The sequence below is a fragment of the Acetobacter orientalis genome (genome assembly GCF_000963965.1).
In the GTDB taxonomy this organism is placed as follows: domain Bacteria; phylum Pseudomonadota; class Alphaproteobacteria; order Acetobacterales; family Acetobacteraceae; genus Acetobacter; species Acetobacter orientalis.
In genome coordinates, this window is sequence record NZ_BAMX01000014.1 from 226,039 (window position 1) to 248,220 (window position 22,182).

A 22,182-nucleotide genomic window follows, 5' to 3' on the forward strand; every position below is an offset into this window, starting at 1 on the left:
GCCTCATTCACTCACAAGGGACAGGGCCCAGCGCACAGGGGGGCAGGGCATGGGTTGGTTGGCGAGTTGTTGCGCTAATGGCAGGGGGGAGGACACTTCTTCTGCTGCCGCTGCACGGGCTTCTTCTACGCGGCGGGCTTGGCGGGCTGCGGCTTCTTCTGCGCGGGCTTGTTCTGCAAACAGAGTGTCTGTTGTACCGGGGTTTGTGCGCTCAGCGGTATAGTGCAGGTGCACAACCCCACCTAGCAGGGTGGGTACGCTATCTGCCGGGGGAGGGTCACGCGGTATGGGTGCGTAGTCATCTTCTTCCACCATAGGGGCAGGCTCTGCGGTGTAATGCTCTTCTTGCAGTTGGGTGTGGGAGAGGTCTGCTTCTTCGTAGGTTTCGGGCTGTGTATAGGTGGTGTAGCTTTCAGCCTCGGGTGCGGAGTAGAATTCTGGGGTGTGCTCTGCTTGCAGGTTATCTTCGGGCGTTGTGCTCAGTTGCTGCTCTTCCACCAGATAGGCAGCTTGCTCAGTACCATCTGCTGTAAGGTCAGCCTCGCCGGGTTCGTGCTCTGTGTGCTCTGTGTCTTCGGTGATTGGGCTGGGTTGTGGCACAATGGGAGTGAGCACAATCTGGCGGGTAGGGGCACGGTGTGGGCCGCCCAGATACACGCTTTCTTCTATGGTTGCGTGGGCATCGGACTGGAAAAGCCAGCTTTCTTCTTCGGTATAAAGTAAAAAGCCGTTTTCGGTCTGCTCTATAGTAACATCGGGGTGGAGGTGAAAGCGCACGCAAAAATCTGTACGGGTGCCGCCGGGCAAGGTTTCTTCACCGCGCAGGGTTTGCCCGTCTGGGCCAAGATAGAGCTGGCGCATATAGGTGCCGCCGCCGTGCTGGGCGTAGCCGTCGTGCGTCATATGGAGCCAGTGCGCACCATCTTGTGTGGTGTGGTGGCGGGTTACTTGGGGGCGGCGGGTTACGTGGCCCGCTTTATTAAGATCTATGGGCGAGAGGTCTTTAAATTCCAGTACCGAATGGGCCGCGGCTTGCCTAAGGGCCTCTGCCCAGCCGCGTTGTATGCTGGAGCCACAATTAACGATAATGCGCTGCTTGCCAGATGAAAACTCGAAAGACAGCATGCCCGCATGGGCGGTGCTGTCAAACCCCGTTGGGGCAACGCTGCCAGCATCTGCCAAAAGCAGGGTACGGCCACTGGCAAGGCGCATATAGCCGCTATCTGCAATGCTTGCAGCGATAACATTACTACGTGAGGCACGGCTGATAATATGAGCCACCCAAGGGGCTTCTCGGGCCATGCTACCGTTAAAAATCATCAGTCCGCCATCATTATGCCGCATGGCGCGCAACACCAGTGTTGCCCGGTTGCAAACGCTCATGAGCGAACTGGGAAGCGGTAGATGTGCAATTTGCAGAATACTGGTAATTTCTGCCATTTCTCGCACGGCCTGAAACTGGTTTTCAGGGTTGCGGGTTTTATGGCTGCCATCTGGTAAAAACTGATTATTTATTGTCTCATCAATCAGCTTTAAAAAACGGCTTAAAAAATCTGGTTGGTCTGGAATAGCAACAGCAACGCTGAGCAGCCCCTTAAGGGCTGTAAGGGCGCGCCACCCTTCTGCCCCTTCTGGCATAAGGGCAATAATGGAACGCCCTTCCATAATAAGGGCGGCCATAAGGGTTTGGCGGAAGTGGTCATCTGCCGTGGCGGCAAAAAAGTCGTAGTAAGACAGCCACGCGGCAAGGCGCGCACCAGTAATGGCCGGGTCTGACACAGGCCGTTCTGAGGCGGGAATGCTAATCCATGTTGCCACCAGACTACGGGCTTTAACGCGGGCAGATTCTGCCCCGAGTTCCCGCAGGTCGCGCAGCCAGCCAAAACCTTGCAGCCACTCCCGGTAGGGTTGTGGCCAGTTTGGGCTGTCCCACTGGCCGTGGTGCAGTGGGTGTGCCACCCCTTCAAAAAAAGCCTGATTACGCACAAGGCGCTCACCGACTGCCGGGTTGCCAGGCCAAGGGTCTCGTAATGTTTGTGCCGGAGCAGTTGGCACACGCCCAAAACCCCCTAAGGGGTTGCGCATAGCAAAGGTAAGGCGGGCTTCACGGGTCCAGCGGCGCAGTGACATTAGGCAGTATTGGCTCCGGGGCTAGAGGGTGGCAGGGCGTTGGGTGCTGTAAGGAAACACCTTTGTAAAATGGTGGGCAAAGTGCAAGCGTTTAGGGGGTGTTTTCCGGTCTAAGGGCTGCTATGGCGGCTTTATAGTCGGGTTTTGCGTAAATAGCGCTGCCTGCAATAAGCACATCTGCCCCGGCTTTGGTGGCAAGGGGGGCGGTTGTGGCATCTATGCCGCCATCAACGGCCAGCCGGATATCGCGCCCGGTTTGTGTAATCATATCACGCAGGCGGCTGATTTTGGGCAGTTGGCTATGTAAGAATTTTTGCCCCCCAAAGCCGGGGTTAACGCTCATAACCAGAATAACATCAACTAAATCAAGTATTTCACTAATGGCTTCTGGCGGGGTGGCGGGGCACAGCACAATGCCCGGCTTGGCCCCAAGTGCGCGAATATGCTGCAAAGAGCGGTGGGCGTGTGGGCCTGCCTCAATATGAATAAGAATATTATCGGCCCCGGCTTTGGCGAAGGCTTCAAGGTATGGGTCTGCTGGTTCAATCATCAGGTGTACGTCAAAAGGCAACTGCGTATGGGGGCGCAGGGCCTTAACAACCTGTGGGCCAAACGAAATGTTGGGCACAAAATGGCCGTCCATAACGTCTAGGTGAATCCAGTCTGCGCCAGCGTTGGCAACGGCCTGCACCTCTTCACCCAAGCGGGCAAAGTCTGCGGCCAAGATACTGGGGGCAATGAGGGGGCGTGCTGCGGATGTCATGAGAGTGTTTATCCGCAATCCCGCAGCACGGCGCAACTGATGTTTATAGAAAAACGCTCAGTCTTTTGGACGAATAAAGCGTGCAGCAAAAAAGCCGTCCATGCTGCCTTTGTCTGCCCACATACCGGGGTGGGTGCGCAACCAGCCCTCTGGGGTTAGGGCTTCGGGCAGTACGGCCAGCTCTTCTGGGGTGAAAGGGGCAGGCTGCCAGCCCATAGCCTGTGCCGCACGGGCACGGGCAGGGCCTTCTTCTTCCTGCAAGGAGCACACGGCATAAATAAGCCGCCCGCCGGGTTTAACCATACCCATAGCGGCTTTGAGCATTTGGTCTTGCCCAGCGGTAAGGGTGTTGAGGTCTCGGGGGCGTTTAACCCACAGCACATCGGGGTGGCGGCGGGCTGTGCCGGTGGCAGAGCAGGGGGCGTCAAGCAAAATGGCGTCTTGCAGGGTGTCTGGCACCCAGCTTGTGGCATCGGCCTGCACAATTTCAACGGGGTAGGCCAGACGCTCCATATTTTCGCGCAGGCGGGTTAGGCGGTTTGGGTTTTGTTCAACAGCCGTTACGGTAGCCCCGGCTGCGGCAAGCTGTGCTGTTTTGCCGCCGGGGGCAGCGCAAAGGTCTGTCACTTTTTCGCCGGGTTGGGCATTAAGCAACCGCGCAGGCAGGGTTGCTGCGGCATCTTGTACCCAAAAAGCCCCTTCCTCATAACCTGGTAGTTCTGCCACGCGTGTGCCTGCTGGCATACGGATAGAGCCGTTGGGCAGTACAACGCCGCCCTCTGGTGCGGTGGCGCCGGGGCGTAGGGTAAGGTCAAGCGGGGCTTCGTGGCTAATGCCACGGGCAATAGCGCGGGGTACGCCACGGCCAAGTTGGTTCCATGCTGTCCATAACCATGCGGGAATATCCAGACGGTTCTGGTCTAGCCCTTCTAGCAGGGTTGCCCCTTGGTCTGCCACTTTGCGCAATACAGCGTTGGCCAGCCCGGTAAAGGGGGCCAGCTTACGGCGGCGCAAAAGAGATACCGTGGTGCCAACGGCAGCATGGGGTGGTGTTTCAAGAAACAAAAGCTGTGCGCAGCCCATCATCAGCGCCACGCGTACTGGCTCTGGGGGTTCTTTGCGTAAAAAAGGTTCTAGCAAAGCGCGCAGGGTGCCCATGTGCCGCAGCGTTGTGGCGGCTAGGCGGTGCGCTGCTGCGCGGTCTCTGGGGGGGGCGTTGTGGGCCGTAGCTGAGCGTGTCAGGCTATTTTCAAGCATGCGGCGGTTTTCAACCACACCGCACAGAATATCAAAGGCCACATCCCGCGTGGGGTCAGCAGGCTGGGGAGCATTTCCCTGACGGGACGTGCTGCGCTGTCTGGGTTTGCGGGGGCGGGGTTCTGCTGTCATCAACTCACTATCGGGTCTGGCAAAAATGCTACACTATTAAAGGCGCTGGTGGGTTAACCCACCAGCAATGCCGCTTGGGCTTGGCAGGAAGCGGGCGTTTTGTCCAGAAAATGCCGCAACACTGTTGGGTAAAGCTTGTGTTCTTGCTCAAGCACGCGGGCGCCAAGCTGGTCTGGCGTGTCACCTGACAGCACAGGCACGGCGGCTTGCCCCAGAATAGGCCCTTCGTCCATGCCTTCAGTCACCAAATGCACGGTGCAGCCATGTAGGCGCACGCCAGCGTCTATTGCGCGCTCATGCGTGTGCAAGCCGGGGAAGGAGGGCAGAAGGCTGGGGTGAATATTCAGCATTTTGCCAGCCCAAGCCTGTGTGAGGTAAGGGGTAAGCAGGCGCATATAGCCAGCAAGGCAAACGGCTTCGGCCCCCGCTTCTTTTAAGCAGGCATCGAGTGCTTGCTCGTGGGCAGCGCGGTCTTTTTTGTAAGGCCGGTGGTCTATCGCTTTAACGCTTAAGCCTGCTTTACGCGCCATTTCCAAGCCCGGTGCATCGGGGTTGTTGCTTATAACAACGCAAATCCGTGCGGGAAAAGCAGGGTCTTCACACGCGCGGATAAGTGCTGTGGCATTGCTGCCACGGCCACTGAGCAGAATGGCAACCGGTGTTTTATGCGTACCCATACTCAGGCTCATGCTGCGTGAAAGTCTGGGCAGGCTTTAATGCGCAGGTCTGGTTTGGCTGTTGGGTTTGCGGCCTTGGCAATGTGGCCAATAAGGGTTGCTGGCTCGCCCATTTCTTTTAACATGGCCAGTACGTCATCGGGTTTGGGGGTAACAAGTACCATGCCCACGCCACAGTTAAAGACGCGCAGCATTTCTTCGTTAGCGACATTGCCCGTGCGGGCAAGCCACTTAAAGACCGGCGGCACGGGCCACTGGGCGGTAAGAACTGCGTCTAGCCCGTTAGGCAGTACGCGGGGCAGGTTGCCCGGCAGACCACCACCCGTAATGTGGGCCGCAGCATGTAGCAGGCCTGCACGGTGCAGGGCGAGCACAGGTTTTACATACAGTTTGGTGGGGGTTAGCAGTGCCTCACCCAATGTTTGGTTGGGGGCAAAGGCTGCGGGGTCTGTCCAGGCTAGGTGGGCATCGCTTACAATACGGCGCACCAGAGAATAGCCGTTGGAATGCACACCAGAAGAAGGCAGGGCAATAAGGGCGTCGCCTTCTGCAATGCTGCCGGGCAGTAAGCTGTCACGTTCTGCCGCACCAACCGAAAAGCCTGCAAGGTCGTAGTGGCCATCGGCGTACATGCCGGGCATTTCGGCGGTTTCACCGCCTACCAGAGCGCAGCCAGAGTCTTTGCAGCCCTGTGCAATGCCGCGCACAACTTTGGCGGCACTTTCTACAGACAAGCGGCCTGTTGCAAAATAATCGAGGAAGAACAGCGGTTCTGCACCCTGCACAATAAGGTCGTTCACGCACATGGCCACAAGGTCTATGCCTACGGTTTCGTGCAGGTCTGTTTCAATGGCAAGGTTTAGCTTGGTGCCAACGCCATCTGTGCAAGAAACCAGTACAGGGTCTTTAAAGCCTGCTGCTTTAAGGTCAAACAGCGCACCAAACCCGCCAAGGCCGCCCATTGTGCCGGGGCGGTCTGTTGCTTTTGCTGCTGGGCGGATAGCATCTATTAGGGCTTCTCCCGCTTCAATATCCACGCCAGAGTCACGGTAGGTCAGGCTGGAAGACGGGGTAGCAGGAGAAGAGGTCATGGCGGCACTCTTGAAATTATTAAAGGGTCGATGCAACGGACTTGGTAGGGTAGATTCCCTGCGGGTAGTCTTTACGGCAGGTGAAGCGACACGCAAAGCGGCATGACACAGAATACAGGAACAAAAGGGGCAAAAGGCCCTGTAAAGCCGGTTTTTGAGCAGGAAAATGCCCTCCCTGCACCTACCGCATGTGCCCAGCAGGCGTCTTTTTTGCCCATGCAAGCTCCGGCATCGGGCCGAGTGGGGGGCATTAAAGCGGCACAAATTGCGCTGCCCTTTGCTTACCGCCCCCGATTCGGGCGGTCAGATTTTGTGGCGGCCCCTTCTAACGCAGCAGCGCGTGCATGGGTGCTCGATGCCGAAGCCCAGTGGCGCTGGCCTGAAGGCCGCATGGTTTTATGGGGCGATGAAGGAACCGGCAAAACCCACATGCTCTCTGTTTGGGCCGCACGGCATGGTGCGCCCGTGGTTGAGGGAAGCCTGTTGAACGCGCAGGACGTGGCAAACCTGTTTGAAGAGGGCGGCTTTAGGGCGCTGGCACTTGATAATGCCGACCGTGTACAGAACGAGCGCGACCTACTGCACCTTATTAACCTTGTACGTGAGCGGCGTATGGTGCTGCTTATGGCTGCCCGCACTGCCCCTACGCGCTGGCCCATAGCACTGCCAGATCTAGCAAGCCGCGTGCGAGCGACCTCTTCTGTGCCGCTTGGGCAGGCAGAAGAAAGCCTTTTGCGGCGTTTGTTTTTACGCCTGCTGGCAGAGCGGCAAATTGTAGTGGCTCAACCGGTAACCGAGTGGCTGCTGCGCCGCCTGCCACGCAACGCCAGTGCCATACGCACTATGGCCGCCCGGCTAGACCAAGCAGCCTTGGCCGCAGGTGGCAAGGTAACACGGGCGCTTGCGCAGAGTGTTATGGAGGACATGCAAACGGAGAAAGGGGAGCGATAGTAGGGGGTATAGAGAAAACCGTATGCGGAAAATGTATTTATATAGAAATGTATTTTTGGAATTAAGTTTAAAATTTGGAATACTTTTATTTTGGCGTGCAATGTTGGTTCCGTTAATGTTGAATTGCTATAGTATAACGTTTTTAACCTGAAAGTGCGTGTAAACATGGCAAAAAGAACAACCCGGACTTTGGTGGCTGTGGCGGTGCTGGCGTGTGCGCCTGTAATGGGCGGGTCTGCTCACGCTGATGAAGGCATGTGGACAATGGACGCATTGCCGCTCAAGCAAATGGCCGAGCGTTACCATTTTACGCCAGATAAAGCGTGGGTGGAGCGCGTTACCAAAGCCTCGGCACGGTTGGCCCTTGGGTGTTCGGCGTCTTTTGTCTCGGCTGATGGTTTGGTCATGACGAACCACCATTGCGCCAATGAGTGTTTGCAGCAGCTTTCAGATAAAGAGCACAATTATTTTCAAGATGGGTATGCGGCTAAAGCCGTAGCAGAAGAACAACGCTGCCCGGCTATGGAGCTCAACCAGCTTGATACAATAACAGACGTAACAGAGCGCGTACAAAATGCGCTTAAAGGCAAGCAGGGTGAGGCTTATACCAAAGCCCGCCAAGCGATAGAAAGTAGTATAGAAAAAGAATGCGCAGGCGCAGATGCCAAAACATGGCGCTGTGATATTATAAGTTTGTACCACGGTGGGCGCGTGGCGTTGTATAAATACCGCCGCTACCAAGATGTACGCTTGGTTATGGCCCCAGATCAAAGCGCTGCCTTTTTTGGTGGCGACCCAGATAATTTCAACTTCCCGCGTTATGATCTGGATATGGCGTTTTTGCGTGTGTACGAAAACGGTAAACCAGCCAAGGTCTCTGCTTATTTGCCGTTTGATGGGGCAGGCCCCAAAGCAGGCCAGCTTGTGTTTACATCAGGCAACCCCGGGTCTACCGAGCGAGAAGTGCCTTTGGCTGAGCTTGAGTTTTCACGCAATGTAACCGTACCGTTCGTGATTGATATGTATTCAGCCCTTGATGGGGTTTTGTGGCAGTATAGCCGCGAGAGCGCAGCCCACCATCAGGAAGCGCAGGAACTTGTTTTTGGTATTGAAAACAGCCTGAAAGTGTATCGGGGCCGTGTGCCTGTTTTGGCTGATACCAAGCTGCTTGCCGCCAAAGCTAAAAGTGAAGCCGAACTGCGCGCATGGATTAATGCAGAAGAAGAGCGCAAGAAAACCTATGGTGACCCATGGGCGAAAAACGCGCAGGCTCTTGCGGTTAAGCAGCGTATATTTAAGCCCTATGTTATGCTTGAAGCCGGTATGGGGTTGCGGGGTGAGTTGTTTGGCTACGCCAAAGTGTTGGTGCGGGCCGCAAGCGAGCAGCAAAAGCCAGATGCAGAGCGTTTGAGTGCATTTCATGATGCACGACTACCCGCGCTTGAAGCCGAGCTTGGCTCAACCGCGCCGATTTACCCAGAGCTGGAGACAACACAGCTTGCTTTCTCTCTGACCCAGTTGCGCCAAATTTTGGGCACGGACGATGCCGCCGTTAAACTGGTGTTAGGCAAAGCTGCCCCAGATGAGGTAGCCGAGCAGCTCGTAAAAGGCACAAAACTGGCAGACCCCAAAGTACGCTTGGCTCTCTTTAAAGGGGGCGCGCAGGCCATTGCTGCCTCTCAAGACCCTATGATTGTGCTGGCCCGTAAACTAGAGCCGCAAGCACGTGCCCTAAGAAAACAGATGGACGACCAAGTGGCAGCCCCCACACGGCAAGCGACAGAAGCCATGGCTAAAGCCCGTTTTGCCCGCAACGGTATGGCGTCTTACCCGGATGCGACATTTACGCAGCGCCTCTCTTTTGGGCAGGTTAAAGGCTGGAATGAAAACGGTGCTGAGGTGCCGCCCTTTACAAATTTTGCAGGTTTGTATGAGCGTGCAACCGGTTCTGACCCCTTTAAGCTCAGCCAGCCTTGGCTTGCGGCAAAACCACGTTTAAACCTGAAAACACCGTTCGATTTTGTCTCTACCAACGACATTATTGGCGGTAATTCAGGCTCTCCGGTTATCGATGCGCAGGGCCATGCGGTGGGGCTTATTTTTGATGGAAACATCCACTCGCTTGGTGGAGATTTTTACTATGATGAAAGCACCAACCGGGCCGTGGCAGTAGATAGCGCGGCCATTTTGGAAGCGTTGAAAGTGGTTTATAAAAACCAGTCTTTGGCCGATGAGTTGTTGAAAGGCCATTTGTAAAGAGAGCCTTGCCCCCCCTTATGGGGTAGGTCTGGGGCTTTGTAGCCTCTGGTTTTGCGCTGTTTACACCCTAAAGCTGCCCAAGAGTGTCTCTGGGCGGCTTTATTTATAGAGGGCTGACACAAAAGCGTAATCTTTACCGTGCTTTTCCTGTGCAAACTGTTTGCGTTATGCTTTGCTAAGAGACTTAAAATAAGCTGCTAAAGTCTAAAGAGCAGCTCTGCACAGTTATAGCGTAAGGGAGAGAAGACAGTGACGGCACAGGGTAGAAGAACGAGAAAGCCCGCCACTGCCAAAGCAACACCGCGCAAACGGCGCACAACCACGCGTGCTGTAACGCCGCGTAAGGTTGCTCCCCCCAAATATACGCTAGAAACACCCAACCGTTTTATAAACCGCGAGCTTTCATGGTTGGACTTTAACCAACGGGTGGTGGAAGAGGCCGACAACGCCCGCAACCCACTGCTAGAGCGGCTGCGGTTTTTGTCGATTAGTGCCAGCAATCTGGATGAATTTTACTCTGTGCGTGTGGCCGGTCTGGTTGGGCAGGTGCGCGAAGGGCTTGTTGCGTTTTCCCCCGATGGTCTGACCCCCGCAGAGCAGCTTGAAGCCGTGCGCGAGCGGTGCGTAACCCTGCTGCGTGAGCAGCAACGCATATGGACAGAATTGCGTGGCCTGTTGGCAGCCGATGGTATTGTATTGTGCGACCCAGCAGACCTAGGCGAGGCCGACCATACATGGCTTGAGACCTGTTTTATGGATCGGGTTTTTCCGGTTTTAACGCCGTTGGCGGTAGACCCGGCACACCCGCTGCCCTTTATTCCCAACATGGGGCTGGCGCTTGGTTTGCGCCTGCTGGTGGCAGAAAACGGTGCGTTTGCCATGAACGCCCTTATTTTGCTGCCAGCACAAGTTGAACGGTTTATTCGCCTGCCCACTCAAGCAGGGGAGGATGGGCGCACGGCCCGGTTTATCCGGCTGGAAGACCTGATTACTTTGTGTGTTGATAAGCTTTTCCCCGGCCTGACGGTGGGGGAAAGTGGTATGATGCGCGTTGTGCGCGATACGGACGTCGAGTTTGAAGACGAGGCCGAAGACCTTGTGCGCTCTTACGAAACCGCATTAAAGCGCCGCCGCCGTGGTGTGGTTATTCATTTGGACATGGAAACCCGCGTGCCAGATGAACTGGCAGAGGCCATAGCCAGCGGCCTTGACCTGCCGCCCGAAGAAATTGCCGTACATTCTGGCATGATAGGGGTGGTGGACTTAAAACAAATGATTGTGGACGACCGGCCAGACCTGTTGTTCCCGCCCTATACGCCGCGTTTTCCTGAACGGATTTTGGATTTTAATGGCGACTGCTTTGCGGCCATTCGGGCCAAAGACCTTTTGGTACACCACCCGTTTGAGAGCTTTGATGTGGTGGTGCAGTTTTTGCGCCAAGCGGCCATAGACCCTAACGTTATTGCCATTAAGCAAACGCTGTATCGTACCTCTCGCGATTCCCCCATTGTTAAGGCGCTGATTGAGGCAGCAGAAGCCGGTAAGTCTGTGACAGCCATGGTGGAACTGCGCGCCCGCTTTGATGAAGAGGCCAATATTCGCCTAGCGCGTGCCCTAGAGGCGGCTGGGGTGCAGGTGGTATTTGGGTTTGCCGACCTAAAAACCCATGCCAAGCTAAGCCTTGTGGTACGGCGCGAGGGCAACCAAGTGCGCTCATACGCACATTTTGGTACGGGTAACTACCACCCCATAACCGCTAAAATTTATACAGACCTCTCTTTCTTTACCTGTAAGCCAGAACTGGCGCGTGATTCTGCGCGCTTGTTCAATTACGTAACCGGTTACGCTATGCCTGCGGAAATGGAGGCGATTTCTTTCTCGCCCATTACCATTCGTAAAACGCTGGTAGAGTTGATTGAAGAAGAAATGGCCCATGCCAAGGCGGGGCGTCCGGCGAGTATCTGGCTTAAAATGAACTCGTTGGTTGACCCAAGCCTGATAGACCATTTGTACCGGGCGTCGTGTGCTGGGGTGAAAATTGCGGCAGTGGTGCGTGGTATTTGCTGCTTGCGGCCCGGTGTGCCCGGTTTGTCTGAAAATATTCGCGTTAAGTCTATTGTTGGGCGGTTTTTGGAGCATTCGCGTATTTTTGCGTTTGGTAATGGGCACAGGCTGCCCTCTCGCTCAGCAAAAATTTACCTGTCTTCTGCCGATTGGATGACACGCAACATGGACTGGCGCGTAGAAAGCATGGTGCCGGTTACCAACGAGACCGTGCATGCCCAAATGCTAAACCAGATTATGGTGTCTAACTTAAAAGATAACCTGCAATCTTGGGTGCTAGAGCAAAATGGTGTGTGGCGTAGGCTCTCTCCGGGGGCGCGGCCATTTTCTGCGCATGAGTGGTTTATGACGCACCCGTCTTTGTCTGGGCGGGGTTCTGCTGCGCATGAAACCCCCATACGGGCCCCTGCATCTTTGCCCGCGTCCAAAGGGTTGATGTTCGAGGATTAAAGAAAACGACCTGGGGTGTAAGGGGCAGGGTTTTCCCTGCGCCTTTTCCAGAGTAGAAGGCGATTTATGCAGACTGAAATGCCTCGCCGCTCGGCCGTTGTAGATTTGGGGTCAAACTCGGTACGCCTTGTGGTGTTCGAAGGGGTTTCCCGCAATCCTGTTCCCATCTTCAATGAAAAAGCCGTGCTGCGCCTTGGCCGCGGGCTGACCACAACAGGCCGCCTCAATGAGGAAGGGCTGAGCATGGCTATGGAAGTGCTCAACCGCTTTCATGCCATTGCGCGGGGTATGGGGGCAGACCCGTTTGAAATTTTGGCTACGGCTGCTGTGCGTGACGCCTCTAACGGCCCAGAATTTGTGGCGGCCTTGCGGGCTAATATGCCGGGTGTGCCCATACGCATTTTATCGGGTGAGGAAGAAGCAGACCATTCTGCCATAGGGGTTATGTGCGGTATTCCCGGCGCGTCTGGTTTGGTGGCAGATGTTGGCGGCGGCTCGCTTGAGTTAATTCGCTTAACGCGTGATGGCAGGCATGATGCCAATACCCTGCCGCTTGGTGTTATTCGCTTAGGTGATCGAGCCAAGGGAGACTTGGCTGCGGCCAAAAACTTGGCTGATGCCGATATTAACGCTGTCTCGTGGTTGTCTAAAGTTAAGGGAGACACGCTGTATTTGGTGGGCGGCGCGTTTCGCGCTCTGGCGCGGCTCCATATAGCACGCATGCAATACCCGCTTAATATTGTGCATTATTACACGCTGGAAGCCGAAGAAGCCCGCGAGATGACTGGCTGGTTGCTACATGCCCCACGGCGTAGTTTGGAGCGCCTGCCCGGAGCCCCTAAAAAACGGCTGGACGATGTACCCTTTGCCGCCACCGTACTGCGCCGCCTGTTGCGTAAAGTACAGCCCAGCAAGGTTGTGTTTTGCGTCGATGGCCTGCGCGAGGGGTGGTACATGCTCAATGTTGCCCCAGATTGCCTGCCACAAGACCCCATGGAAGTGGTGGCCCAAGACATGTGCGCCCGCTTGGGGCGCAGCAACAAGGTGCCTGAGGCACTCTTTAAATGGACAAACCCTCTGTTTTTAAAAGAGGGGCGGCGGGCTAAGCATTTGCGCCGTATTGCCTGTTGGCTTTCTGATGTTGGTAGCCACGACCACCCGGAATACCGCGCCGAGCAAACCTATTGGCGTATTTTGCGGGTGCAAGGCGTTGGCTTTGACCACGAGGCCAGAGCTTGGTTAGCCCTAGCCCTAGCGGTGCGTTATGCGGCCGATACAACGGCAGATTTTTTAGCAACATCACGCGCTTTGCTAGACGAAAGCGCATGGCGGCAGGCGGTGTCTTTGGGGCAGGCGCTGCGGCTTGGTTACTCTGTTTCTGGCGGCACTGCTGTGCTGTTAGAGGGTACGCAACTGGCGTGGCAGGGTAAGGAGTTAGTGCTGGAGCTTGCCTCGTCTCGTGTGGCAGTAAAGGGCGAGAGTGTAGGGCGTAGCTTGAGCCGCCTTGGCCAAACGCTTGACGTGGCAACCTGCCTGATTGAGGCCGCACCAAACGTTAAATAAAGTTTGTCGTGTGGGGTGGGCCGTAAGGTTTTGCCCCACAAAGCTGGTGTGCAGCGCACAAACAGCCTTTTTGGTGGACAAATTTGGCCATTATGGGCAACCTTACCAAATAGACACCTGTTTGCGACCTGAGCATGCTAGGCGTGGAAACAGGCCATAACTGCCTGCGGAAAGGGGAGACCAGTGGCTAAAAGTCGGTGGAAAGCAGCTCGTGTCTTCTGAAGAAATTGTTGACCCAACCCTTCAGCACGATGTGTCGGTGCGTCGTGTTCTGATCCATCTGGTCTTGCCGCTCTTTGCCCTTATTTTGGGTATTTTGGCGGTGGCGTTTATTGGCCTTCATTCTTACCGCACGACACGGGCTGGCGTTAAAGCGCTTACGCACGAGCTATTGGGCGCTGTGCAGCATTACATTGCCCAAGAAGTTTCAGATTACATTATGCCCGCCGCCGCAGGGAATATTGTTGCCTCTGGCATGATAGAGCATGTGCCTGTGGCAGTGCAGGATAAGGTTTTTTATTCTTACGGCGCCGCTATGCTGCGGAGCGTGCCGCAGTTACAGTCTTTTTATCTGGCTGATGATAGCGGGCATTTTACCCTTATTACCCGTGGTAAAGATGGTAAAAACCAAGAGCGCACCACCTTGCAGGAGCGCGGTGGGCACAAAGTATTCCATCATGATTATTTTACAGATGATGGCGTAAAAATTGGCGAAGCTGATGATGATGCCAAAGACTACGACCCCCGCAACCGCCCTTGGTATAAAAACACAGAAAACAGCACAGATATAAAGTGGACACAGCCCTACCTGTTTGCGACATCGCACCAGTTTGTCATGACCAGTTCGCTACGGTTTAAGGGAATAGATGGGCATACACTGGTTTTTGCAACCAACATTTCTTTGAATGAGCTGAGCGCGTTTCTTGACCATATTAAGGTTGGTAAAAGCGGCAACGCTATTATTTTAGACAGCAAGGGCCGCGTTATGGCGGGCCGCCACCTTATGCAGCAGGCCGAAGCTGCCGGGTGGGACCCCAATAAAATGATCATTAACCCCAAGACCCACCCGGTCTTTGCGCGGGGTTTTGACCATTACCGCGTGCATAACTTTGGCCCAGCCAGTTTTGAATTAAACAACAAACGCTACGTGACCATAGCATCGCCCTTACCAAATTCATCTGAAGATTGGGTTTTGCTCCTTTCAGCCCCAGAGAGCGATTTTGCCGGGTTTGCTAAGCAAAGCAGCCAGCAGAGCTTGCAGTTTGCGGGTGTTATTATTGTGTTCTCGCTTGTGTTAGCGGCTTTGCTCATTAGGCAGGTGCGGCGTTCGGAGCGGAGCGACCGTAAACTGCGCGCGCAAGCAAGCCAAATTACGCGCGAGACCGCTGCCGTGCAGCAGGTAGCCGCAACGCCGCACTTGTTTGACCCTGCCAATGATTCGTTGGTGTTAACAGAGCAGCTTGCCCATCTTGCCTCGGCGCATAGGGCGAGTGTGTGGCGTTTTCTGCATGATGGCTCTGCCATTATTTGTGAAGATTCTTATGACCAGAAGCAGGACACACATTCTGGCGGCTTTGAAATGTCGCGTTCTGAAATGGAAGACTTCTTTAAAGCTGTAGAGGAAGGAGAAGCCTTTACCGCCCAGAATGCCGCAGCAGATACCCGTACGGCCCAGTTTGAGCGCTTGGTAATGCGCGAGGTTGGTACGCACGGCGTTGCTGTATACCCTGTGCATGGCGCTAATGGGGTTATTGGCACCCTTGTGCTGGAAGATGCGGCCATGGCCCCGCATTTGCTTTACTTTGTTGACCTGATTGCCTCTGTTGCTGGTATGCGGCTTGCCTCTTTGTACGGGGCGCATACAGACACGCCAGAAGGGGCAAGCATAAGCACGGCAGACAAACTGCATGAGGCTTTGCAACAGGCGGCATCTTTGCCTGCAACAAAGTTTGACAACATGCTTATGCGTGCGCCCCAAACGGGTGCTGTGCAGTCTTCTGGTATTTACCCAGCTGTGGCTGTGTTGGTCATTACCTTTAGCGACCCGGTGGTAGATGGCGGCACAGAAACGCAAGGCGTGCTTGACCTTATTAACCGCATTGCCACAGAGGTGCAGCGTATTGCCATTGAAAGCCACCTGTTTGCGGTAGAGGTTGCAGGCCATAGGCTTATTTGTATGGCAGGCTGCACCGAGCACGAAGACCCAACAGCCCTGATACGTGTTGCAGAAGCCGCCCTAACCATGCGCGAAACCTGCATGGGCATTCTGGCCGCGGCTAACCTAGAGCCTGTCTTTACCATGGGGCTAGATTACGGGGCGGCCTTTGGTGGCGCAGTGGGGGCAGAGCCACAAGTGTTTAATTTGTGGGGGCAAACCGTTTCTGTGGCTGAACTTATGGCCCAAGGGGCGGCAGATGCAGGTACCATTCAGGTAACAGAGCGGGTTTATTCTGTTTTGCGTGACCGTTACCTGTTCCGTAGCCGTGGGGCATTTTTTGCACCTCACTTAGGGTTAGGCCGGGCGTATGTGTTGGCTGCACGCCGATGAGTGAAACAAATACAAACCAACGCGAGCCGGGTAGTGACCGCGACCCCATTTTGGAGGCAGAAAACCACCAGCAGGCGCAACGCGCACCGTTGAGCCTAAAAGTGCGCATTTTGCGCAGGCTTGCATGGTTGGGGCGGTTAACGCGGCACCAGCTCTGGTTTTTTCTTATTATGATGGGGGCGTGCTGGGGCGTCATTTTTGAGAGCTTTAGGGCACATTCTTGGCGCAGAACAGTGCGGTACGAATTTGGCGTAACCCTAAACAGCGTAATAGGGGGCGGCCTCATTGCCACCTTGTTTGCAGGTACGCTAACCGGTGTTGCTGCGGTTTCTCAAACCATTTACTGGCTGGGTTTTGCGGGCCTTGCCAAAATGACCGGTTCTATTTTGGTGAATGTGGTTGTGCGCGAAATTGCCCCTATTCTGGTTGGTATTTTGCTGCTGGGCCGTAATGGTATGCTGTCGGTTACCGAGCTTGGGCTGTTAACCACTGGGGGGCAGATCCGCTCGTTTCAGGCGCAGGGGCTAGACCCGTTTTTGCTGCTGGTTATGCCGCGTACGCTAGCCTTTACGGTTGGTGGGTTTACGCTTGGTATTCTGTTCTCGTTTGCGGCGTTGCTGACGGGGTATATTATCAGCCGTATTTCAGGGGTTATTACTAACCCGGTCTGGACGTTTTTTTACGATGTGGTTACGGCCATGTCTGGCGCGGATTATATTATTATACCGCTCAAATTTATTGTTGTTGGGTTTGTTGTGGGGGTAGGGGGCTGCCTGACTGGGCTTACCGCCACAAACGAAGACAATTTGCGTACACTCCTGCCGCGCGGCTTTTCCAGAGGAATGTTGATTGTTATGGCGGTCAGCGTTCTGTTTAGTCTGGATTTTTAGGGTATGGAAACGCGCAATGTTGGGCCGGTTTTAGAGTTGAACAAGGCCATTCCCTCTTTTGAAGAAAGCGGCCTGCCGCCCGTGCCGTTTAGTATGCGGCTTATGCCCGGAGAGTGCGCCGTGGTTGAGGCGCGCGATGCCTCTCGCGCTACTATTTTTGCCGACCTATGCTCTGGGCTGGTGCCGTTAAACGATGGTGCCGTAAAATTTATGGGGCTAGACTGGACAGAACTACACGACCGCGAGGTGAATGCTCTGCGCGGGCGTATTGGGCGCATTACCCGCCGCCCAAGCTGGACAGACTTTTTAGGCACCCACATGGGTATTATGCTCCAGCAACTGCACCACACCACGCGCGATGTGAATGATGTGGTGGCTGAGGCTTCTCGTTTAAGTGAGCAGTTTGGCCTGCCGGGTCTGCCGGTTTTGCGCCCGGCTATGCTCTCTGATGCTGATTTATTGCGGGCGTCCTGCGTTAGGGCGTTTATGGGCCGCCCGCACCTTTTGCTTCTGGAAGACCCGCTGGAAGCAAGTCCTGCTGATTTGGAAGACGCTTTTTTAAGCGCTATTACCACAGCACGGGACAAAGGGGCTGGGATTATCTGGCTGGTACGCAGTAATGCCGTAGGGCAAAGGTACTGGCAGGGTGTAACCAGCAGGTGGCGTCTTGCCGATGACGGGCTTGTAGCAGTACGGATGGGGTAATGTTCCAGATCCGCTTACGACAAAAAGTAAAACCGCTAATCTCTCTTCGCTATGCTGATGAGTGGGTTGGCTTTCTTGTACTCCTTAGTCTGGTGCTGTTTGCTGGCGCCGTGATTGAGGCCGGTGTGCTGCGTGACTGGCTGACACCCCCTGCCAAACTAAGGGTTACACTGCCTTCTGGCGGTGTGGGCGGCCTAACCGTTGGGGGGGATGTGCAATTGCTTGGTGCACATGCAGGGACAATTCGCTCCATCAAGCTCAACCCATCGGGTGATATGTATGTGCTGGTTGACCTAGACCCGCAGGCCAAACCGTTTATCCGCAGAGACAGCACGGCGGTTATTCGTAAGCAGTTTATTGTGGCAGGCTCTGCTTACCTAGACCTTAACCGGGGCCACGGTGACCCCATGGACTGGAGCTATGCAGTTATTAGCGCCACACCTGCGCCCAACCCGGCAGATATGATTACCGCAACCCTGAATGATATTCAGGCAGAAATTATGCCAGCCTTGGGCAATGCACGGCACATGATGGCCCAGCTTGATGCGACCATTACAGACATGCACGCAGGCAAAGGCACCGTTGGGCAGCTTATGACCAATGATGAACTTATTCGCCAAGCGCAGTCTGCCGCTGTATCGCTTAATGCTGTAATAGACCGCCTAAAGCCGATAGAAGGCCAGATTGCGGCTATTATGAGCAAGACCGATGCGACCATGGGCAACATCAAGTCTGCATCGCATGACCTAAAAGGCGCCACACCGCACCTGCCTGCTATTGCCAGTAGCGTAGAAGCCAGCACGGCAGACCTGCCAGCCCTGTTGGCGCAGGCGCAAACAACCCTGTACGGGTTAGAAAAACTGACAGACCAGCTCAGGGGTATGTGGTTATTGGGTGGCCAAAAAGTAGAAAAGAAAAACCGCTTGGCACCCCGGCAGGTGCGGCCATGAAAAAACACGCAAAGCTCTTATTACTGCTTGCCCCCTTAGCCTTGGCCGGGTGCGGCGGCGGGCAGGAGGCCCCCACTGCACGAGATGATGCGCAGTGGGACCAAGCCATGACAGCAGGCACGGACTCGTTTGATCTTGGGCGGTATAGCGTTGCCATAAACCAGTACCGCCGGGCTGCAACCCTTGCTGTCTTGCGTGATGATGGGGCCGCGATAGCCGAAGCGGGCTATAATTTAGCAGTAGCCCAACTGGCAGCAGACCAACCACAAGCTGCCCTGCAAACGCTACAGGCTGCGCGGCAGGCGGCAAGTGCTAGGGGCAATAGCCAGGCAACCTCTTTCGACCTTGTGCAGGCTGCGGTGTTGTACCGCCTAAAGCAGCCACAGCAAGCAATACAGTATGCCCAACACGCCTTAGCCGACCCAAGTGCCGAGGCACAAGGCCGGGCTGCCCTTGTTATGGGCCTTGCGGCTGATGAAGCGGGCAACCAAGCGGCTCTGCAACAGGCCAACAGTATTTTGCAGGGGTTAAACGGCAAGCTGTCACGCTCTTTACAGGCAGATAAAGCCGAAATTGCAGCGCGTTATGTGTTGGCCAGCAACCCTGCACAGGCTGCTACTCTGGCCGAGCAGGCCGCCACATTGCGGCGCGATGATGCAGCTTATAGCGATATGTCGCGTGCGTTGGCGTTGGCCGGTACAGCAGCCAGCCGCATGGGTGATAATAACCGCGCTACGGCCCTGTGGGCACGGGCAGCACAAAGTGCGGCAGTAGAGGCTGATAACGCAGCACAGGGCGATGCCGCAACACTAGCCCATGGTGCCTTAAGCCGTGGCAACACGCACACGGCGTCTGAAGATGCACAACAATGGGGCGCTCAAGCTGGTACGGGTTTAGTGCTTAGGCCGTTTGCAACACCCAAAACACCTTAAGAGGCGTTTAGCTGGTTGGTGTGCCCTGAGTGTTTTAGGGGACTGTGTGTGCAGTATGAAGTGGCGGCTATAAGGGTAAAAATGTCTGTCTATTTTGTGCCTTAACGGGCCTAGTGCGTGATTGAAAAGCTTTCTAGGTGGGGCGGTGTAGCCTCAGCGCTTGCATACGCTGTTTTTCGCTCATGCGCCTGTGTTGTGGCGGTAAGCGGCCTATTAAACTACAAAAATATCAGTGATTTTCAGTCTTGGAAGGGTGTTTTAGGCATTAAAAATGAGTAGCTGATTTTGTGTTTTTGTAAGTCAGTAAGTAAACAGCTTTGCTTCCCACAATACTGCTTTATCGGGGCACAGATGTGGGCCTTGCAGGTTTAAGGCAGTAGGTGGGGCTGGCCCGATAGGTTTTTAAAACAGTCTTTATAGAGTGTGCCATTTTTAGGGAGTGGCGGGGGGCTGTATTGGCCAGTCTGCGCGGGCCAAGGCGCGTGGGGCTGCCCATGCCATGCAGGCTGCAAACGGTATGGCTGAGAGGGTAAGCGCATAAAACCACAAGGGTGGTTGGGTTTTACTGAGCATTATAAGAAATGCGCTTTGAAGCCCCACAAAGGAGCCAAGTAAATTTAGGACTGTGATAAAAATAGTCTGGCTTTTTTTGAAGAGAAGAATGCCCAAGCTGGGTAAATAACTTACCCCTATTACGGTGCTAAAAAGACAAAGTGCCGTAAGAGGCAAGCGATGCCACGGTAAATTAGAGAGAAAAACACCTAAAGGGGCACAGGTGAGTGTTACCATGCACGCCAGTTGTACGGTGCGTTTAGCATGGGTGGTATAGAGTGCCACAGCAAAGTTATAACGGGTGCCGTAGCCAGCAAGGTTGAGCATAAAAGGCCAGTCTGCTCTGGCGAGTAACCATGTTGAAAGCCCACTACTAAAAATCATGCAGAGCATAACTGGGGCAGAGCGTAAGCCCATTTTTAAGTGTGGCCATGTGGGTAAGGCTCCTTGCGTAAAGATGCCCATAAAAACTGTCAGTATAATAAACCCAATAAGCAGAACAGCAGCGCTAAGTGCAAACCCAACAGGCCCCGGTGTGGCCATGGTGTTGGGCATGACAGGCTGACGCAGCCAAGCAAATTGCCACAAAAGCAAAGTGCTTATACGCGTGCTGGTGCTGGTGCTGGTGCTGGTGCTGGTGCTGGTGCTGGTATTGGTATTAGTGCGCTTGGCATACGGCAAAATTTTGGGGTTATCTTGCTTTACTGGTGTGTATGCACTTTGCGCAGTGGCTGGGGTGGCGGGCCTGTGGTGGAGTTCAATAAGTGTAAAAATTAGGCTTATACCAATTAAGCCGAGTGCAACATACCAAGGGGCAGAGAGTACAGCCTCTTGCGCGCCGGGAAACATAAATGCTGCAAAAATAAAAAACATAAGCAGCACACGTAAAAGTCGCATGGGTTTGCGGAGTTGTTTGGGGCCAACCATGTCTCCATTTACGCTTAGGGCGGCACATAGGCTTTCTTGTGCCAGCACATTGAGTGGCGGGGCACCGATAAGCACTAATGGCAGGGCCAAGAGTAAAAGAGCACTGGCCAATACGTAATGCACGGCGTGGTATTCAGCATCGATCATGCCAGCGGTCATGCTGGCAAGGGGGCTGCGTACCTGCCGCCAGTAATGGCAGGCAATACTTGTAAGCAGGGCCTGCAAACTGAGCCACCACCATACACCTAGCTGGGGTGGTAGTTTGAAAGGCCCAGCATGCTGGGCGGCTGGTGTGTGCTCAAAATAGGTGGCCAGAATGCACACACCGACAAAGAGCAGACCCGTAAAAAAGGTAGGGTTTTCTCGTGTAAACACGGGAGAGGCGTATAGCCGTAAAGCGTGCAGGGTTTTACGGCTCATTTTGACAGAGCCAGAAACAGGTTTTCAATATCTGGCATGCTGGCGGTTATGCCTGCTTGTGCCGCATTTTCTGTTAACGCAGTGTGCCAGCCAGATACCCATATGCCGCCATTTAAGCCGGGAGCCAGAGGTATTAAGCCCCAGTCTGTGGGGGGGGCTGCAGAAAGTAGGCGAATATGCTCATGCAGCATGGTATGGGAGAGTGTAAGTTTAATATGCCCTTTTTGCATAATAATGAACTGGTCACATATTTTCTCAAGGTCGGAGATGATGTGTGACGAAATGAGCACCGTTGCCCCATGTGCGCGGGCATAGTCTGGTAGCAGTTGCATAAAGTCGTAACGGGCTTGGGGGTCTAGGCTGGCCACGGGTTCGTCTAGCACAATAAGGTCTGGGCAAAAGCGCAGGGCCAGCACAATGGCAAGGCGTTGGCGCTCTCCACCAGAGAGAGATTTAACGCGGGCTTGGGGGTCTAGGTCTGCCCATTGTAGCCAGCGGTTATCTTGTGGGGTGTTGGCCGCGCGGTAGCCTGCAAGGTAGGTGAGCAACTCACCCACTTTAAACCATGTTAGGCCTGTCATGGTTTGGGGCACAAAGCCAATGCGGTTGCGGGTTTGGGGGGTAAGACTGTTTATGTCTTCACCAAAAAGGTGAATATGCCCTGTATCGGCTGAAAGAAAGCCTAATAGGCACCCAATAAGGGTTGTTTTGCCTGCACCATTGGGGCCAAGCAGGGCTGCAATTTCTCCGGCCTGTAAGGTAAGGCTAACAGCATTAAGCGCCTGTTTGGCACCATACTGTTTGACAAGCCCCTGAATGGTACAGGGGGGCACAGGCTCTACCACGCGTAGGCTCTCTTTCGTTTGTCAGTAAACGCTCAACATTTGCGTGTTAGACTATGCCCTTAAGAATGCAGCCGGG

16 protein-coding genes are annotated in these 22,182 nt (G+C 54.6%); 9 read left to right on the top strand and 7 right to left on the bottom strand.

The features are described 5' to 3' along the window. Positions 1 to 3 precede the first annotated feature (3 nt). The 5 genes from Abor_RS06770 to purM all read right to left on the bottom strand — a co-directional run bounded on the left by Abor_RS06770 (position 4) and on the right by purM (position 6,050). On the bottom strand, positions 4 to 2,130 hold the full coding sequence (locus Abor_RS06770; RefSeq protein ID WP_048841061.1) for a heparinase II/III family protein: 2,127 nt from the start codon (positions 2,128 to 2,130) through the stop codon (positions 4 to 6). Positions 2,131 to 2,221: 91 nt separating this feature from the next. Then, entirely contained in the window at positions 2,222 to 2,893 is a 672-nt protein-coding gene (gene rpe / locus Abor_RS06775) for a ribulose-phosphate 3-epimerase (RefSeq protein WP_048841062.1), read from the bottom strand. Between the two features lie 57 nt (positions 2,894 to 2,950). Further along, entirely contained in the window at positions 2,951 to 4,282 is a 1,332-nt protein-coding gene (locus Abor_RS06780; RefSeq protein WP_048841063.1) for an RsmB/NOP family class I SAM-dependent RNA methyltransferase, read from the bottom strand. Between the two features lie 53 nt (positions 4,283 to 4,335). Continuing rightward, a complete protein-coding gene (purN, locus tag Abor_RS06785) occupies positions 4,336 to 4,959 on the bottom strand; it encodes a phosphoribosylglycinamide formyltransferase (protein WP_048841064.1) in 624 nt (207 codons plus the stop codon). Between the two features lie 8 nt (positions 4,960 to 4,967). Then, complete coding sequence (purM, locus tag Abor_RS06790) at positions 4,968 to 6,050, bottom strand: phosphoribosylformylglycinamidine cyclo-ligase (RefSeq protein WP_048841065.1); 1,083 nt, start codon at positions 6,048 to 6,050, stop codon at positions 4,968 to 4,970. 216 nt (positions 6,051 to 6,266) lie between these two features. On the opposite strand from purM, the gene Abor_RS06795 reads away from it, so the two are divergent. The 9 genes from Abor_RS06795 (at position 6,267) to Abor_RS06835 (ending at position 19,362) form a co-directional block, all read left to right on the top strand. Beyond that, on the top strand, positions 6,267 to 7,001 hold the full coding sequence (locus Abor_RS06795) for a P-loop NTPase family protein (protein ID WP_048841125.1): 735 nt from the start codon (positions 6,267 to 6,269) through the stop codon (positions 6,999 to 7,001). Between the two features lie 165 nt (positions 7,002 to 7,166). Beyond that, complete coding sequence (locus Abor_RS06800) at positions 7,167 to 9,257, top strand: S46 family peptidase (RefSeq protein WP_052946377.1); 2,091 nt, start codon at positions 7,167 to 7,169, stop codon at positions 9,255 to 9,257. A 252-nt stretch (positions 9,258 to 9,509) separates the two neighbouring features. Continuing rightward, positions 9,510 to 11,774: an RNA degradosome polyphosphate kinase gene (locus tag Abor_RS06805; RefSeq protein WP_048841066.1), complete on the top strand. Its 2,265-nt coding sequence runs from the start codon at positions 9,510 to 9,512 to the stop codon at positions 11,772 to 11,774. 66 nt (positions 11,775 to 11,840) lie between these two features. After that, positions 11,841 to 13,337 carry a Ppx/GppA family phosphatase gene (locus Abor_RS06810; RefSeq protein WP_048841067.1) on the top strand — a complete coding sequence of 499 codons (1,497 nt, stop codon included), beginning with the start codon at positions 11,841 to 11,843 and terminating at the stop codon, positions 13,335 to 13,337. A 211-nt stretch (positions 13,338 to 13,548) separates the two neighbouring features. Continuing rightward, a complete protein-coding gene (locus Abor_RS06815; protein ID WP_048841068.1) occupies positions 13,549 to 15,885 on the top strand; it encodes an adenylate/guanylate cyclase domain-containing protein in 2,337 nt (778 codons plus the stop codon). Further along, entirely contained in the window at positions 15,882 to 16,775 is an 894-nt protein-coding gene (locus Abor_RS06820) for an MlaE family ABC transporter permease (RefSeq protein WP_052946378.1), read from the top strand. The genes Abor_RS06815 and Abor_RS06820 overlap by 4 nt, the downstream gene beginning before the upstream one ends. A 3-nt stretch (positions 16,776 to 16,778) precedes the next feature. Next, complete coding sequence (locus tag Abor_RS06825; RefSeq protein ID WP_048841069.1) at positions 16,779 to 17,480, top strand: ABC transporter ATP-binding protein; 702 nt, start codon at positions 16,779 to 16,781, stop codon at positions 17,478 to 17,480. Beyond that, complete coding sequence (locus Abor_RS06830; RefSeq protein WP_048841070.1) at positions 17,480 to 18,430, top strand: MlaD family protein; 951 nt, start codon at positions 17,480 to 17,482, stop codon at positions 18,428 to 18,430. The genes Abor_RS06825 and Abor_RS06830 overlap by 1 nt, the downstream gene beginning before the upstream one ends. Continuing rightward, positions 18,427 to 19,362: a tetratricopeptide repeat protein gene (locus Abor_RS06835; protein ID WP_048841071.1), complete on the top strand. Its 936-nt coding sequence runs from the start codon at positions 18,427 to 18,429 to the stop codon at positions 19,360 to 19,362. The genes Abor_RS06830 and Abor_RS06835 overlap by 4 nt, the downstream gene beginning before the upstream one ends. Before the next feature lie 432 nt (positions 19,363 to 19,794). On the opposite strand, the gene Abor_RS06840 is transcribed toward Abor_RS06835, so the two are convergent. Then, positions 19,795 to 21,261, bottom strand: a complete 1,467-nt coding sequence (locus tag Abor_RS06840) for a hypothetical protein (protein ID WP_048841072.1) — start codon at positions 21,259 to 21,261, stop codon at positions 19,795 to 19,797. Next, positions 21,258 to 22,106 (bottom strand): ABC transporter ATP-binding protein, encoded by an 849-nt coding sequence (locus tag Abor_RS06845; RefSeq protein ID WP_048841073.1) that lies wholly within the window; start codon positions 22,104 to 22,106, stop codon positions 21,258 to 21,260. The genes Abor_RS06840 and Abor_RS06845 overlap by 4 nt, the downstream gene beginning before the upstream one ends. Between the last annotated feature and the right edge of the window lie 76 nt (positions 22,107 to 22,182).

Bases quoted from the DNA above. Each gene is read 5' to 3' on its own strand.
- Abor_RS06770 (WP_048841061.1), bottom strand. From the start codon at position 2,130: ATGTCACTGCGCCGCTGGACCCGTGAAGCCCGCCTTACCTTTGCTATG.
- rpe (WP_048841062.1), bottom strand. From the start codon at position 2,893: ATGACATCCGCAGCACGCCCCCTCATTGCCCCCAGTATCTTGGCCGCA.
- Abor_RS06780 (WP_048841063.1), bottom strand. From the start codon at position 4,282: ATGACAGCAGAACCCCGCCCCCGCAAACCCAGACAGCGCAGCACGTCC.
- purN (WP_048841064.1), bottom strand. From the start codon at position 4,959: ATGGGTACGCATAAAACACCGGTTGCCATTCTGCTCAGTGGCCGTGGC.
- purM (WP_048841065.1), bottom strand. From the start codon at position 6,050: ATGACCTCTTCTCCTGCTACCCCGTCTTCCAGCCTGACCTACCGTGAC.
- Abor_RS06795 (WP_048841125.1), top strand. From the start codon at position 6,267: ATGCAAGCTCCGGCATCGGGCCGAGTGGGGGGCATTAAAGCGGCACAA.
- Abor_RS06800 (WP_052946377.1), top strand. From the start codon at position 7,167: ATGGCAAAAAGAACAACCCGGACTTTGGTGGCTGTGGCGGTGCTGGCG.
- Abor_RS06810 (WP_048841067.1), top strand. From the start codon at position 11,841: ATGCAGACTGAAATGCCTCGCCGCTCGGCCGTTGTAGATTTGGGGTCA.
- Abor_RS06820 (WP_052946378.1), top strand. From the start codon at position 15,882: ATGAGTGAAACAAATACAAACCAACGCGAGCCGGGTAGTGACCGCGAC.
- Abor_RS06825 (WP_048841069.1), top strand. From the start codon at position 16,779: ATGGAAACGCGCAATGTTGGGCCGGTTTTAGAGTTGAACAAGGCCATT.
- Abor_RS06830 (WP_048841070.1), top strand. From the start codon at position 17,480: ATGTTCCAGATCCGCTTACGACAAAAAGTAAAACCGCTAATCTCTCTT.
- Abor_RS06835 (WP_048841071.1), top strand. From the start codon at position 18,427: ATGAAAAAACACGCAAAGCTCTTATTACTGCTTGCCCCCTTAGCCTTG.
- Abor_RS06840 (WP_048841072.1), bottom strand. From the start codon at position 21,261: ATGAGCCGTAAAACCCTGCACGCTTTACGGCTATACGCCTCTCCCGTG.